Origin of the sequence: Aureimonas sp. Leaf324, from assembly GCF_001423245.1 — a bacterium.
Taxonomy (GTDB): domain Bacteria; phylum Pseudomonadota; class Alphaproteobacteria; order Rhizobiales; family Rhizobiaceae; genus Aureimonas.
The window spans coordinates 648,062-663,046 of record NZ_LMOH01000001.1; the positions used below are offsets into that span (position 1 = coordinate 648,062).

Sequence of the window (14,985 nt, forward strand, 5' to 3'; positions counted from 1 at the left end):
CTTCAAGACGGTCTCAGGCGGCGGGGACGAGGAACAGCGCCTTGACCCCGTCGCTGACGAACTGAACGGCAAGGGCCGCGAGCAACACGCCGAGAAGGCGGGTCACCACGGCTCGGCCGGTATGCCCCATCAGCCGCTCGAGCCGATCGGCGGCGCGCAGGAACAGGTAGGCGACGAAGATCGTGATGGCGACGACGGCCAGCACGCTTCCCTGGCCCGCCGCCGAGGGCAACTCACCGGACAGAAGGATCACGGCGGAGATCGCGCCGGGTCCGGCCATCAGTGGGATCGCCAGCGGTACGGCCGCGATCTCGCCGGCCTCGTGCTCGGTCATGGCCGTCTGCGCATCCTTTTCCTTGCGCGTTTTCCGCTTCTCGAACACCAGTTCGAACGCGATCCAGAAGAGGAACAGTCCGCCGGCCACGCGGAACGCTCCGAGCGAGATGCCGAGCGCCGTCAGAACGCTGAGGCCTGCGAGACCGAAGACGGCGAGGATCGCGAAGGCGATCAGACAGCCGTTGCGCGCGATCCGCGCGCGATCCGTCCGCGACAGACCTGCCGTCAGCCCGAGGAAGATCGGGGCCAGCCCGATCGGGTCGATGATGACGAACAGGGTGGCGAAGCCGTTGAGCAATGTCTCGATCATTCGCGGGCCCCGTGCGTCGCTGGAAATCTCCTTCTCATAGCGTCGTGGGGATGCCGGTGCGACGGCCCGGCGGTGGATTGTGCGGGACGTGCGACGTTTATTTGCGGGCAATCTGCCAAGTCATTGATCCGTCGGCCGAATTACGAGCGCGCCGATTTGCGTCGATGTGCCGGTTCCTTATATAAGGACGGTACATTCTGCCCAGGATTTCATCTTGTCCGATCTTCCTCCCGATTCCATCCAGCCCGAGCGTCCGACGGGGATCGAGCCGGTCTCCATCATCGAGGAGATGCAGCGCTCCTATCTCGACTACGCCATGAGCGTGATCGTGAGTCGCGCGCTCCCCGACGTGCGCGACGGGTTGAAGCCGGTGCATCGGCGCGTGCTTTACGCGATGAGCGAAATGGGGCTGGTCTGGAACAAGTCCTACCGCAAGTCCGCCGGCGTCGTCGGCGAGGTGATGGGTAAGTTCCATCCGCATGGCGACGCCTCGATCTACGACGCGCTCGTTCGCATGGCGCAGGATTTCTCGCTGCGGGCGCCGCTGATCGACGGACAGGGCAACTTCGGTTCGATCGACGGCGATCCGCCGGCGGCCATGCGCTACACCGAATGCCGGCTCGAGAAGGTGTCCGATGCGATCCTTGCGGACATCGACAAGGAAACGGTCGACTTTCAGGACAATTATGACGGTCGTGAACAGGAGCCGGTCGTGCTGCCGGCGCGCGTCCCGAATCTCCTGCTCAACGGTTCGGGCGGCATCGCCGTCGGCATGGCGACGAACATTCCGCCACACAATCTCGGCGAACTGATCGACGGCTGCATCGCCCTGATCGACAACCCGACGCTGCAGTTGCCGGACCTGATGGACATCATCCCAGGTCCTGACTTTCCGACCGGCGCCATCGTGCTCGGCCGCGCCGGCATCCAGAGCGCCTACGCCACCGGACGCGGCTCGATCCTGATGCGCGGCAAGGTGCACATCGAGGAGATGCGAGGCGACCGCGAAGCGATCGTCATCACCGAGATCCCGTATCAGGTGAACAAGGCCTCGATGATCGAGAAGATGGCCGACCTCGTGCGCGAAAAGCGCGTGGAAGGCATCTCCGACATTCGCGACGAGAGCGACCGCGAGGGGTATCGCGTCGTCATCGAGTGCAAGCGTGACGCCTCGTCCGATGTGATCTTGAACCAGCTCTATCGTTTCACTCCCCTGCAGACGACCTTCGGCGCCAATATGGTGGCGCTGAACGGCGGCAAGCCGGAGCAGATGAACCTTCTCGACATGCTGTCCGCCTTCGTGGCGTTCCGCGAGGAGGTCGTGCAGCGGCGGACGAAGTACCTCCTGCGCAAGGCGCGCGAGCGGGCCCACGTCCTGGTCGGCTTGGCCATCGCGGTTGCCAATATCGACGAGATCATCAAGCTGATCCGCCATGCGCCGGACCCGACGACGGCTCGCGAGCAGCTGATGGAGCGGGAGTGGGAGGCGAAGGACGTCGCGCCGCTGATCCGCCTCATTGACGACCCGCGCCATCGCATCAGCGACGCCGGCACCTACCGTCTGTCGGAAACGCAGGCCCGCGCGATCCTCGACCTCCGCCTGCAGCGCCTCACGGCACTCGGGCGCGACGAAATCGGCGACGAGCTGAACACGATCGGCAACGAGATCCGCGACTACCTCGAGATCCTTTCCTCGCGGGTGCGCGTGCGCGAGATCATCAAGGACGAACTGACGGCCGTGCGCGAGGAGTTCGCGACACCGCGCCGCACGCAGCTTCTCGAAGGCGCCGCCGATCTCGACGACGAGGACCTCATCCCGCGTGAGGACATGGTCGTGACCGTCAGCCATGGCGGCTACATCAAGCGCGTGCCACTCAGCATCTACCGGTCCCAACGGCGCGGCGGAAAGGGACGCTCAGGCATGTCGCTGAAGGACGAGGAGGATTCGGTCACCCGGCTCTTCGTCGCCAACACCCACACGCCCGTCCTGTTCTTCTCTTCCCGTGGCATCGTCTACAAGGAGAAGGTCTGGCGCCTGCCGCTGGCCACACCGCAGTCGCGGGGCAAGGCGCTGGTGAACATGCTGCCTCTGGAGAAGGGCGAGCGCATCACCTCGATCCTCCCGCTTCCGAACGAGGAAGAAGCAGCCGAGCGGCTGAACGTGATGTTCGCGACGACCAAGGGAACGGTTCGTCGCAACAAGCTGTCGGACTTCACGCAGGTGAACCGCAACGGCAAGATTGCGATGAAGCTGGAAGAGGCGGAAGACGAGATTTTGGCCGTCGCCGTCTGTGGCGAGGACGACGACGTTCTTCTCGTCTCGTCGGCGGGGCTCTGCATCCGGTTCCCGGTCACCGACGTGCGCGTCTTCACCGGACGGAACTCGATCGGCGTGCGCGGTATGGCGCTGGGTGAAAGCGACCGTCTGATCTCGATGGCGATCCTGCGCCACGTCGACGCGACCCCCGCCGAGCGCGCGGATTATCTGCGCAAGCGGCGCGCGGTGGAGGGCGACGTTGCCGAGGAGGTAGCGGATGAAGAGGCCACGGAGAGCGTTTCGATCTCCGCAGAACGCTACGCCGATCTCGGTGCGCGGGAAGAGTTCGTCCTCACGCTGAGCGAGTTCGGCTTCGGTAAGCGGTCGTCGTCGTACGACTTCCGCACCAGCGGACGCGGCGGCAAGGGCATTCGCGCGACGGATCTCGGCCGGGTCGGCGATATTGGCCGGCTGGTGGCAGGCTTCCCGGTTGAATCCGGCGATCAGGTGCTGATGATTTCGGACCGGGGCCAGATGATCCGCGTGCCCGTCGAAGGCATTCGTATCGCCGGTCGTGCGACCAAGGGCGTGACGATCTTCAACACGGCCGACAACGAGCGGGTCGTCTCTGTCGAGCGCATCCCCGATCAGGGGACCGAAGAGCCAGCCTTGGCCGAAGGTTCGGGCGAGACGTCGGAGGCGTCCGGCGAGTGACGGATAGAGCGGACTGCGGCGGCGGCCCCGTGCCCTCCCGCCGCAGACTGCGATCAGCCGAGAATTTTCGGCTTGCGGGCGAAGGCGCGCGCACGCTGCTTGCTCGCTTCGTTGTGCATCGCGATCACGGTAGCGGTGGACAGAGAAGCGACCATCGCAAGCGACAGGGCGAGGAACAGCATGGATTTCCCTCCGAAATACAACGCCATAACGTGAATGGTTGACGAATCGTTCCATCGCTGGATCGCTTCGATTCGCGCTCACGCCGCGCGATTAGTCCCGCGCATCTTGCGGTCCGAATTCTTGTCAAAATGGTATCGCGCCCCTAGCCGCTTCAAACCGTCGGAGCGATCTCTTCCCATGGTTAGCAAGTCGTCATGACGCGGATCGCGCTCTACGCCGGAAGCTTCGATCCGCCGACGCTCGGACATGTGGACGTTCTCCAAACTGCAACGCGGCTCTTCGACGAGGTGGTGGTCGCGATCGGTGTTCATCCCGGCAAGACACCGCTGTTCACCGCGCAGGAGAGAGCCGATCTGGTGATGGAGAGCGTCGAGGGCCGATCGATCGCTGCGCAGGTCCGCGTCTCCTTTTTCGACGATCTGGTGGTGGAAGAAGCCCGACGTCAGGAGGCCGTTGCCATCGTGCGGGGCCTGCGGGACGCGACGGACTTCGATTATGAGATGCAGATGGCCGGGATGAACCGCAGCCTGATGCCGGAACTCACGACGATCTTCCTGCCCGCATCACCCGCCACCAGGCCCATTACCGCCACATTGGTCCGCCAGATCGCCAAAATGGGTGGGGACGTCTCTTCCTTCGTACCGGAGCACGTCGCCGCCGCCCTGAAACGCAAGCTCTCTGCTTCATGAGGGCTGCTCGGAGTTCGATGATGAAACTTCTTCCGACCCTCGGTCTTCTGGCGGCCGTCGCGATGTCCGCGATCGCTCCGGCGAACGCGCAGACCGCCGCCGGCGACACGCTCGTCATCGAGACCAGCAAGGGCGAGATCGACGTCAAGCTTCGCCCCGACCTGGCGCCCAAGCATGTCGAGCAGATCAAGGCGCTGGCCAAGGAAGGTTTCTACAACGGCGTGGTGTTCCACCGCGTGATCGACGGCTTCATGGCCCAGACCGGCGATCCGACGGGCACCGGCATGGGTGGGTCCGACAAGCCGGATCTCAAGGCCGAGTTCTCCGATACGCCGTTCAAGCGCGGCACGGTCGGAATGGCCCGCGCGCAGGATCCGAACTCGGCCAACTCGCAGTTCTTCATCATGCTCGCCGACGGCGACTTCCTGAACGGCCAGTACACGGTGGTCGGTGAAGTGACCAAGGGCATGGACGTGGTCGACAAGATCAAGAAGGGCGACGAGGCCAACAACGGCACCGTCGAAAACCCGGACAAGATGGTGAAGGTCGAAACTCGCTGACATCGATCTTGCAACCGCAAGGCGCTTGATCCATTCACGCTAACATCAAGGCGGCCCGAGTCTGTCGGGTCGCCTTCCGTCATTGATAGGAGACGCACGATGGCCTTTGAGGATCCCGAGAACACGCTGGTTCTGGAAACGACGAAGGGGCAGGTCGTCATCAAGCTGCGGCCGGACCTTGCGCCGGGTCATGTCGCCCGCGTCAAGGAACTCGCGCGCGAAGGTTTCTACGACGGCGTCGTGTTCCACCGCGTGATCGACGGCTTCATGGCGCAGACGGGCGATCCGACGGGCACCGGCACCGGCGGCTCCGACAAGCCGGATCTGAAGGCGGAGTTCTCCGCCGAGCCTCACAAGCGGGGGACCGTTTCGGCCGCCCGGACGGCCAACCCGAACAGCGCCAACTCGCAGTTCTTCATCTGCTTCGAGCGCGCCCCTTGGCTGGACCGTCAGTATTCGGTGTGGGGCGAGGTCGTCGAGGGCATGGACATCGTCGACAAGATCAAGCGTGGCGAGCCGGTCCGCGATCCCGACTCGATCACCACCATGCGCGTCGCCGCGGACGTCTGATCAGGCTCCCGTGCAAGTCGATCTCTTCGACTTCGAACTGCCGGAAGAGCGGATCGCCCTGCGACCCGCTCTTCCGCGCGAATCCGCCAAGCTTCTCCATGTCTCAGCGTCCGGTCATTTCATAGATCGCCGCGTCGGCGATCTGCCGGACCTTCTGCGCGAAGGGGACGTCCTCGTCTTCAACGACACCAAGGTCATTCCGGCCCAGTTGACCGGCGAGCGCGTCAGGATCGGTGCGGATGGACCGTCCCGCGTTCCCGTCGATGCGACACTGCACATGCGCGTCAAACTCGATCGCTGGAAGGCCTTCATGCGGCCGGGCAAGCGGATCAAGGTCGGCGACCGCGTCGAATTCTCGTCCCAAACCACAGCAAATTCGAGCCTCGACGCCCTCGTGGTCGAAAAAGGGGAGGGCGGCGAGGTCGACCTCCGATTCGCCCTGGCCGGCCCGGAACTCGACGCCGCCATCGCGACCGTCGGCCATCTGCCGCTTCCGCCTTACATCGCTTCGAAGCGAGCCGTCGATGACGCCGACCTGCGCGACTACCAGACGGTGTTCGCCCGCGAGGAAGGGGCCGTCGCCGCGCCGACCGCGGGTCTCCATTTCACGCCGGAGCTTCTGGCGAAACTCGATCAACGCGGTGTGGCGCAGGAGTATGTCACGCTGCATGTCGGCGCCGGCACGTTTCTCCCGGTCAAAGCCGACGACACGACCGAGCATCGGATGCACAGCGAGATCGGCGTCGTGACGGTGGGTGTTGCCGATCGGTTGCAGACCGCGCGGGATGGGGGGCGCCGGATCGTCGCCGTTGGGACGACGTCGCTTCGCCTCTTGGAGAGCGCGGCGCGCGCGACCGGTCGGATCGAATCGTTCTCCGGCGCGACCGACATCTTCATCACACCGGGCTTCAAGTTCCGGGCCGTCGATGCCCTGATGACGAATTTCCATCTGCCGCGTTCGACGCTGTTCATGCTGGTATCGGCCTTCAGCGGCCTCGACCGGATGCGGGCCGCCTACGATCACGCGATCGACAGCGGCTATCGTTTCTATTCCTACGGGGACGCCTGTCTCCTGGAGCGCAGCGTTTGACCGAATTCCAATTCAGCGTATCGGCAACCGATGGCCTTGCTCGGCGCGGAACCATCCGCATGCCGCGGGGTGACGTCCGTACGCCTGCCTTCATGCCTGTGGGGACGGCCGCAACGGTCAAGGCGATGTATCTCGATCAGGTCCGCGATCTCGGATCGGATATCATTCTCGGCAATACCTACCACCTGATGCTGCGTCCGGGTGCGGAGCGCGTGGCTCGTCTTGGTGGCCTGCACGACTTCGCCCGCTGGCCCTATCCGATCCTCACGGATTCCGGCGGCTTTCAGGTGATGTCGCTCGCGAGCCTGCGGAAGATGTCCGAGAAGGGCGTCACGTTCCGATCCCATGTCGACGGCTCGGTGCATGAATTGACGCCGGAGCGTTCGATCGAGATCCAAGGGCTCCTCGACAGCGACATCCAGATGCAGCTCGACGAGTGCATCCGGTTACCCGCGGAGCGTTCGGAGGTCGAGCGCGCCATGGAACTTTCGCTTCGTTGGGCGGAACGCTGCGCGATCGCCTTCGGCAATCAACCGGGCAAGGCGATGTTCGGCATCGTGCAGGGCGGCGACGTCGTGGACCTGCGGATCCGTTCGGCAGAGCGGCTGCGGGCCATGAACCTCAAGGGGTATGCCGTCGGCGGGCTTGCGGTCGGCGAGCCGCAAGAGGTGATGCTGCGCATTCTCGGAGAGACGGTTCCGGTGATGCCAGCGGAAAAGCCGCGCTACCTGATGGGGGTCGGCACGCCGGACGATCTTCTTCAGTCGATCGCCCGCGGGATCGACATGTTCGACTGCGTGATGCCCACCCGAGCCGGACGCCACGGTCTCGCCTTCACGCGGTATGGGCGCATCAACCTGAGGAACGCCCGGCACGCCGAAGATGCTTCACCTCTCGACGACCGGTCCGACTGCCCGGCATCACGCGACTACGCCCGAGCCTACCTCCACCATCTCGTTCGCACCGAGGAGACCCTTGGTGCCATGCTGCTGACATGGAATAATCTTGCCTATTATCAAACGCTGATGGCGGGCGCTCGACAGGCGATCGAGAACGGACGTTTTGCCGACTTCGTCGCCGAAACCACCGAAGGATGGACCAAGGGCGAGGAGGCGAGGGGAGTATCTCGCAGCTAAAGGCTTTGCTCAGGGCCATGGAGCCCCGCGGAGCGGCGGCGGACACTTTTTTCCTTTCCCCTCGCATTTCCCTGTTGACCTTGCGTGTTGGGTCCCCCTATAAGGCGTTCATCGACGACGGCGGTGGCGCCGGGGCGGACGGACTGGACGGCTGAGGCGGTTTGGTTGGTTTGCCGGGAAGTTGGGNCGTCGTCGAGAACGTCGAGCGCAACATCCATTTTTTCCCTTTGGTCGGCATTTCCCTGTTGACCTTCTGCGGTGGGTCCCCCTATAAGGCGTTCATCGACGACGGCGGTGGCGCCGGGGCGGACGGACTGGACGGCTGAGGCGGTTTGGTTGGTTTGCCGGGAAGTTGGGCTAGCGGTTGTGTTCTTCCGGGGTTTCTGGGAGGGGATGGCTGACTGGCTCGGTTTTGCGCCTTTTGAGYTGTGTCGGCGAGTTTTTCGAGTTGTGCTTTGGGCATGCTTGGAGGGGTGGCTGGCCTTGTTGGTCACCCGAGCGGCGGACTGTTGTGGTTTGCCGGGTTCTTTGAGAATTGAAGAGAGAACGGAAGAAAGAGAGACGTGGACGGCGGTGTTGGCCGAGGACGGCTTGGGGCGATATCCTTTTCGCCCTGGGTTATGTCCGAGAGCTGAACCGACGAGAACACGTTTCGGTAAGATGAGAGCAGGCGTGGTGTTTTGCCGTGTTGGTTGGGAGCGATCCTGGCCGGCTGGTTTGCCATGCCTGGTACAAACTCTCGTTGATGCTTTGAGACAGTGACTAGGTCGGGATAACTCTTATCAAACCTGAGAGTTTGATCCTGGCTCAGAACGAACGCTGGCGGCAGGCTTAACACATGCAAGTCGAACGCCCCGCAAGGGGAGTGGCAGACGGGTGAGTAACGCGTGGGAATCTACCCTGAACTGCGGGATAGCTCCGGGAAACTGGAATTAATACCGCATGTGCCCTGAGGGGCAAAGATTCATCGGTTCAGGATGAGCCCGCGTCCGATTAGCTAGTTGGTGGGGTAAAGGCCTACCAAGGCGACGATCGGTAGCTGGTCTAAGAGGATGATCAGCCACATTGGGACTGAGACACGGCCCAAACTCCTACGGGAGGCAGCAGTGGGGAATATTGGACAATGGGCGCAAGCCTGATCCAGCCATGCCGCGTGAGTGATGAAGGCCCTAGGGTTGTAAAGCTCTTTCACCGGGGACGATAATGACGGTACCCGGAGAAGAAGCCCCGGCTAACTTCGTGCCAGCAGCCGCGGTAATACGAAGGGGGCTAGCGTTGTTCGGAATTACTGGGCGTAAAGCGCACGTAGGCGGACATTTAAGTCAGGGGTGAAATCCCGGGGCTCAACCCCGGAACGGCCTTTGATACTGGGTGTCTTGAGTTCGGAAGAGGTGAGTGGAATTGCGAGTGTAGAGGTGAAATTCGTAGATATTCGCAGGAACACCAGTGGCGAAGGCGGCTCACTGGTCCGATACTGACGCTGAGGTGCGAAAGCGTGGGGAGCAAACAGGATTAGATACCCTGGTAGTCCACGCCGTAAACGATGGAAGCTAGCCGTCGGGGGGTTTACCTTTCGGTGGCGCAGCCAACGCATTAAGCTTCCCGCCTGGGGAGTACGGTCGCAAGATTAAAACTCAAAGGAATTGACGGGGGCCCGCACAAGCGGTGGAGCATGTGGTTTAATTCGAAGCAACGCGCAGAACCTTACCAGCCCTTGACATGCCACGACGTCCTCAGAGATGAGGTCATTCCTTCGGGACGTGGACACAGGTGCTGCATGGCTGTCGTCAGCTCGTGTCGTGAGATGTTGGGTTAAGTCCCGCAACGAGCGCAACCCTCGCCCCTAGTTGCCAGCATTTGGTTGGGCACTCTAGGGGGACTGCCGGTGATAAGCCGGAGGAAGGTGGGGATGACGTCAAGTCCTCATGGCCCTTACGGGCTGGGCTACACACGTGCTACAATGGCGGTGACAGTGGGCAGCCAGCCAGCGATGGTGAGCTAATCCCCAAAAGCCGTCTCAGTTCGGATTGCACTCTGCAACTCGAGTGCATGAAGTTGGAATCGCTAGTAATCGTGGATCAGCATGCCACGGTGAATACGTTCCCGGGCCTTGTACACACCGCCCGTCACACCATGGGAGTTGGTTCTACCCGAAGGCGTTGCGCTAACCTGGCAACAGGAGGCAGGCGACCACGGTAGGGTCAGCGACTGGGGTGAAGTCGTAACAAGGTAGCCGTAGGGGAACCTGCGGCTGGATCACCTCCTTTCTAAGGATGGACCTTTGACGGCCTCCTGGCCCCCGATCCTCGGATCGGCGCCCGGGACCACCGTATTGGTCTGTTTTGGAACAAGACGACGGCCAGTCAGGCTGTTGTCGACATGGACTAGGCCCTGTCCACGCAGCTTCGGTTGTGGGATTGGGGTGATGGCCGGCATCGCCGCCCATGTTTCTCTTTCTTCCCTGGATATGACGACGACCTCGGCCGGGCCGGGCTCGCATGAGATCGGGCCCGTAGCTCAGTTGGTTAGAGCGCACCCCTGATAAGGGTGAGGTCGGTAGTTCGAATCTACCCGGGCCCACCATTGCGTTTGCGATGGTTGAACTGGGGCGAGGGGCCTTAGCTCAGCTGGGAGAGCACCTGCTTTGCAAGCAGGGGGTCGTCGGTTCGATCCCGACAGGCTCCACCATTTTGGTGTCGAGCGGTTGGGTATCCAGGAAGAGAGTAAAAGTTTGCGGCGTCGCTTCGGTGGCACCGCCCGTTCTTGAACATGTGAAGAGAAGACGGATCCTGACGGGTCACCTGGCGGCAACGCACGGGTGGACTGGTCCGAGGTTCCTCGCTGGAAGGGTTCATCGCCCGACCAGGTCAAACGAGGGCTTCGATTGGATGGGTGTGCCTGACCGCCGCCCTTGGGGTTCGTCTCTGGAAGCTGGTCTTTCGCCAGTTCCGCCTCTAGCCGGGGTGGGATTGGCATGAGCCATGCTGCAGGACGCCGACACCCGTTGCACGCGGGCCGGTGTTTGCATGGCTCTCAAGAGAATGAAGCGTTCATGATCGTCTCTCTCTTCCCCGAAAGGGGAACTGATGATCATGGGCGATGAGAACGATCAAGTGTCTTAAGGGCATCTGGTGAATGCCTTGGCATGCACAGGCGATGAAGGACGTGATACGCTGCGATAAGCCATGGGGAGCTGCGAATGAGCTTTGATCCGTGGATTTCCGAATGGGGAAACCCACCTCCGAGCCTTGGTCAGATCGGAACGTCACTGGTACGGGAACGTGCTGGTGGTGTTGCGGTGACCAAGGTTCAACAGCGAGGTATCTAACCTTCGAATACATAGGGGTTAGAAGCGAACTCGGGGAACTGAAACATCTAAGTACCCGAAGGAAAGGACATCAACCGAGACTCCGTTAGTAGTGGCGAGCGAACGCGGACCAGGCCAGTGACCATCGAAGAAAGAAGCCGAACAGGTTGGAAAGCCTGACAAGAGTGGGTGATAGTCCCGTAGGCGCAATGTTCTCGATGGTCCTCGAGTAGGGCGGGACACGTGAAATCCTGTCTGAAATTGGGGGGACCACCCTCCAAGCCTAAGTACTCGTGCATGACCGATAGTGAACCAGTACCGTGAGGGAAAGGTGAAAAGCACCCCGACAAGGGGAGTGAAATAGAACCTGAAACCGGATGCCTACAAACAGTAGGAGCCCAAGGTTTGTCCTGGGTGACTGCGTACCTTTTGTATAATGGGTCAGCGACTTAGTCTGGCGAGCGAGCTTAAGCCGGTAGGTGTAGGCGCAGCGAAAGCGAGTCTGAACAGGGCGTTCAGTTCGTCGGATTAGACCCGAAACCGAGTGATCTAGCCATGAGCAGGTTGAAGGTGCGGTAACACGCACTGGAGGACCGAACCCGCATCTGTTGCAATAGATTGGGATGACTTGTGGCTAGGGGTGAAAGGCCAATCAAACTCGGAAATAGCTGGTTCTCCGCGAAATCTATTTAGGTAGAGCGTCGACCGAATACTCCAGGGGGTAGAGCACTGAATGGGCTAGGGGGACTCACCGTCTTACCAAACCCAATCAAACTCCGAATACCTGGAAGTACTAGTCGGCAGACACACGGCGGGTGCTAACGTCCGTCGTGAAGAGGGAAACAACCCTGACCGACAGCTAAGGTCCCCAAGTTATGGCTAAGTGGGAAAGGATGTGAGAATCCCAAAACAACCAGGATGTTGGCTTAGAAGCAGCCATCATTTAAAGAAAGCGTAACAGCTCACTGGTCTAGATTTAAGGGTTCTTGCGCCGAAAATGTAACGGGGCTCAAGCCATACACCGAAGCTTCGGGTTGCGACGATCCTCGGATCGCGCAGCGGTAGCGGAGCGTTCCCTAGGCCGTTGAAGGCGGACCCGTGAGGGCTGCTGGAGGTATGGGAAGTGCGAATGCTGACATGAGTAACGATAAAGGGTGTGAGAGACACCCTCGCCGAAAGTCCAAGGGTTCCTGCTTAAAGTTAATCTGAGCAGGGTGAGCCGGCCCCTAAGGCGAGGCCGAAAGGCGTAGTCGATGGGAACCACGTTAATAATCGTGGGCCTGGTGGTGAGTGACGGATCCCGTGTATCGTAGTTCCTTATTGGATTGGAGCTGCGGTGAAGGGGTCCCAGGAAATAGCCCCACCGTATAGACCGTACCCGAAACCGACACAGGTGGACTGGTAGAGCATACCAAGGCGCTTGAGAGAACTGCGTTGAAGGAACTCGGCAAATTGCACGCGTAACTTCGGAAGAAGCGTGACCTCCAGATACGCAAGTGTTTGGTGGTGGCACAGACCAGGGGGTAGCGACTGTTTATCAAAAACACAGGGCTCTGCGAAGTCGCAAGACGACGTATAGGGTCTGACGCCTGCCCGGTGCTGGAAGGTTAAGAGGAGGGGTGCAAGCTCTGAATCGAAGCCCCAGTAAACGGCGGCCGTAACTATAACGGTCCTAAGGTAGCGAAATTCCTTGTCGGGTAAGTTCCGACCTGCACGAATGGCGTAACGACTTCCCCGCTGTCTCCAACGCAGACTCAGTGAAATTGAATTCCCCGTGAAGATGCGGGGTTCCTGCGGTCAGACGGAAAGACCCCGTGCACCTTTACTATAGCTTTACACTGGCATTCGTGTCGGCATGTGTAGGATAGGTGGTAGGCTTTGAAGCGTGGGCGCCAGCTCGCGTGGAGCCATCCTTGAAATACCACCCTTATCGTCATGGATGTCTAACCGCGGCCCGTCATCCGGGTCCGGGACAGTGTATGGTGGGTAGTTTGACTGGGGCGGTCGCCTCCCAAAGAGTAACGGAGGCGCGCGATGGTGGGCTCAGACCGGTCGGAAATCGGTCGTCGAGTGCAATGGCATAAGCCCGCCTGACTGCGAGACAGACAAGTCGAGCAGAGACGAAAGTCGGTCATAGTGATCCGGTGGTCCCGCGTGGAAGGGCCATCGCTCAACGGATAAAAGGTACGCCGGGGATAACAGGCTGATGACCCCCAAGAGTCCATATCGACGGGGTTGTTTGGCACCTCGATGTCGGCTCATCGCATCCTGGGGCTGGAGCAGGTCCCAAGGGTTTGGCTGTTCGCCAATTAAAGCGGTACGTGAGCTGGGTTCAGAACGTCGTGAGACAGTTCGGTCCCTATCTGCCGTGGGTGCAGGAATATTGACAGGATCTGTCCCTAGTACGAGAGGACCGGGATGGACATACCTCTGGTGGACCTGTTGTGGCGCCAGCCGCAGTGCAGGGTAGCTATGTATGGACGGGATAACCGCTGAAGGCATCTAAGCGGGAAACCCACCTGGAAACGAGTATTCCCTATCAGGGCCGTGGAAGACGACCACGTTGATAGGCCGGATGTGGAAGCGCGGTAACGCGTGAAGCTGACCGGTACTAATCGCCCGATCGGCTTGATCGTTCTCATTCGCCCATCATCATCCCGCCGCAATCGCGACAGCGATTGTCGGCAGAGCGATGATCATGGGCTTCATTCTCAAGGCCTCAAGCGCCGGCGCGGACATCCGTCCGCTTGGCTGACGCGCCACAAGGCGCGCCGCTCCGGTCGGAGCGGGGCTGTCCTCGCTCCAACGGAGCGCTCGGACGGCGGCTCATCGCTTGAGTTCCTGAAAATCCAGCTTCCAGACTGATGCGATTGGCCGACCTGGTGGTTTTAGCGGGGCGGCCGCACCCGATCCCATTCCGAACTCGGCCGTGAAACGCCTCAGCGCCCATGATACTTCGTCTTAAGACGCGGGAAAGTCGGTCGCTGCCAGGTCTGCCAATCGCATCCACGCTCTCTTCATCCCCCTCGACGCCCGCCCCGGTGAAAACCGCGGCGGGCGTTTTGGCGTTCACACACCCGCATGGCCCGCCGTCGCCAAGCCAAAGCGCGCCGCCCACACCCCGCCATACCGCCGCAGATCCTCCCGCAGCCGAAACAGCGCCAGGTCCTTCGCCTTCGCCTCCAGCATCACGTCGAACTCCACGCCCGCCACCCGCTCCAGAAACATCACGAACTCGAACGGGTTGATGAAATCCGCGTGGGCCGTCATGACCGGCGCAACAGACCGGGAGACCTTGCGCCCCGTCGCGCGGTCCGCCACCACCTGCTCGCGAAACGCCGTCCGCGGCGAGGAATAGTGGATCTTGGCAACCTCGCCACACGGCCACGTCCNCCTTGCGCCCCGTCGCGCGGTCCGCCACCACCTGCTCGCGAAACGCCGTCCGCGGCGAGGAATAGTGGATCTTGGCAACCTCGCCACACGGCCACGTCCGCACCATCGCCCGCAACGTCTCGCCCAGATCCAGCCCCTCTGGGTTCCAGCACCAGAAATGCTGGTGGTCGAAGACAAGCCGAACTCCCGTCCGGGCGTGGATCCACAGCGTGTCCGACGCCGAAAACCGGACGTCGTCATGCTCCAGCACCAGACGCCGCCGCACGGGCTCGGGCAGCGTCTCCCACGTGCGCACCCACCGCTCGCGGCTCGCCAGAACGTCGCCGTACACACCGCCCACATGGATCACCAGAACCGCCTCCGGCCCCAGTCCCATCAGGTCCAGCATCTCCGCCTGGCTCGAAAGATCCCGGACGCTCCGCGTCACCAAGCCCGCGTCC

8 protein-coding genes, 2 tRNA genes, 3 rRNA genes and 1 pseudogene are annotated in these 14,985 nt (G+C 61.5%); 11 read left to right on the forward strand and 3 right to left on the reverse strand.

From position 1 onward, the window contains the following. Window positions 1-13 precede the first annotated feature (13 nt). Window positions 14-646 (reverse strand): MarC family protein, encoded by a 633-nt coding sequence (locus ASF65_RS03085; RefSeq protein ID WP_055884885.1) that lies wholly within the window; start codon window positions 644-646, stop codon window positions 14-16. Window positions 647-860: 214 nt separating this feature from the next. Between ASF65_RS03085 and gyrA the strand changes: the two genes are divergently transcribed. Next, window positions 861-3,617: a DNA gyrase subunit A gene (gene gyrA / locus ASF65_RS03090; RefSeq protein WP_055884886.1), complete on the forward strand. Its 2,757-nt coding sequence runs from the start codon at window positions 861-863 to the stop codon at window positions 3,615-3,617. 53 nt (window positions 3,618-3,670) lie between these two features. Here the strand turns inward: gyrA and ASF65_RS22230 are convergent, their stop codons facing one another. Then, window positions 3,671-3,799: a hypothetical protein gene (locus ASF65_RS22230; protein ID WP_280137607.1), complete on the reverse strand. Its 129-nt coding sequence runs from the start codon at window positions 3,797-3,799 to the stop codon at window positions 3,671-3,673. Window positions 3,800-3,994: 195 nt separating this feature from the next. On the opposite strand from ASF65_RS22230, the gene coaD reads away from it, so the two are divergent. From coaD to rrf, 10 genes are all read left to right on the forward strand, one after another. Then, the gene (gene coaD / locus ASF65_RS03095) at window positions 3,995-4,489 is read left to right on the forward strand and encodes a pantetheine-phosphate adenylyltransferase (RefSeq protein WP_055884890.1); all 495 of its coding nucleotides are present in this window, start codon (window positions 3,995-3,997) and stop codon (window positions 4,487-4,489) included. Window positions 4,490-4,509: 20 nt separating this feature from the next. Next, a complete protein-coding gene (locus ASF65_RS03100; protein WP_055885077.1) occupies window positions 4,510-5,049 on the forward strand; it encodes a peptidylprolyl isomerase in 540 nt (179 codons plus the stop codon). 99 nt (window positions 5,050-5,148) lie between these two features. After that, window positions 5,149-5,619 carry a peptidylprolyl isomerase gene (locus ASF65_RS03105; RefSeq protein WP_055884893.1) on the forward strand — a complete coding sequence of 157 codons (471 nt, stop codon included), beginning with the start codon at window positions 5,149-5,151 and terminating at the stop codon, window positions 5,617-5,619. A 10-nt stretch (window positions 5,620-5,629) separates the two neighbouring features. Continuing rightward, complete coding sequence (gene queA, locus ASF65_RS03110) at window positions 5,630-6,709, forward strand: tRNA preQ1(34) S-adenosylmethionine ribosyltransferase-isomerase QueA (protein WP_055884896.1); 1,080 nt, start codon at window positions 5,630-5,632, stop codon at window positions 6,707-6,709. After that, window positions 6,706-7,845, forward strand: a complete 1,140-nt coding sequence (tgt, locus tag ASF65_RS03115) for a tRNA guanosine(34) transglycosylase Tgt (RefSeq protein ID WP_055884898.1) — start codon at window positions 6,706-6,708, stop codon at window positions 7,843-7,845. Before queA ends, tgt begins: the two co-directional genes overlap by 4 nt. Before the next feature lie 784 nt (window positions 7,846-8,629). Beyond that, window positions 8,630-10,112, forward strand: a 16S ribosomal RNA gene (locus ASF65_RS03120). Window positions 10,113-10,351: 239 nt separating this feature from the next. Next, window positions 10,352-10,428 (forward strand) — tRNA-Ile (locus ASF65_RS03125). Window positions 10,429-10,457: 29 nt separating this feature from the next. Next, window positions 10,458-10,533: transfer RNA gene (locus ASF65_RS03130), tRNA-Ala, on the forward strand. A gap of 419 nt (window positions 10,534-10,952) precedes the next feature. Next, window positions 10,953-13,788, forward strand: a 23S ribosomal RNA gene (locus tag ASF65_RS03135). 242 nt (window positions 13,789-14,030) lie between these two features. Then, window positions 14,031-14,145 (forward strand): 5S ribosomal RNA (rrf, locus tag ASF65_RS03140). Together the 16S, 23S and 5S rRNA genes with 2 tRNA genes alongside form the textbook arrangement of a ribosomal RNA operon. Window positions 14,146-14,545: 400 nt before the next feature. Here rrf and ASF65_RS20685 read toward each other — a convergent pair. Next, a pseudogene (locus tag ASF65_RS20685) lies at window positions 14,546-14,933 on the reverse strand (UV DNA damage repair endonuclease UvsE); the annotation flags it as partial. Between the last annotated feature and the right edge of the window lie 52 nt (window positions 14,934-14,985).

Bases quoted from the DNA above. Each gene is read 5' to 3' on its own strand.
- ASF65_RS03085 (WP_055884885.1), bottom strand. From the start codon at position 646: ATGATCGAGACATTGCTCAACGGCTTCGCCACCCTGTTCGTCATCATC.
- ASF65_RS22230 (WP_280137607.1), bottom strand. From the start codon at position 3,799: ATGCTGTTCCTCGCCCTGTCGCTTGCGATGGTCGCTTCTCTGTCCACC.
- coaD (WP_055884890.1), top strand. From the start codon at position 3,995: ATGACGCGGATCGCGCTCTACGCCGGAAGCTTCGATCCGCCGACGCTC.
- ASF65_RS03100 (WP_055885077.1), top strand. From the start codon at position 4,510: ATGAAACTTCTTCCGACCCTCGGTCTTCTGGCGGCCGTCGCGATGTCC.
- ASF65_RS03105 (WP_055884893.1), top strand. From the start codon at position 5,149: ATGGCCTTTGAGGATCCCGAGAACACGCTGGTTCTGGAAACGACGAAG.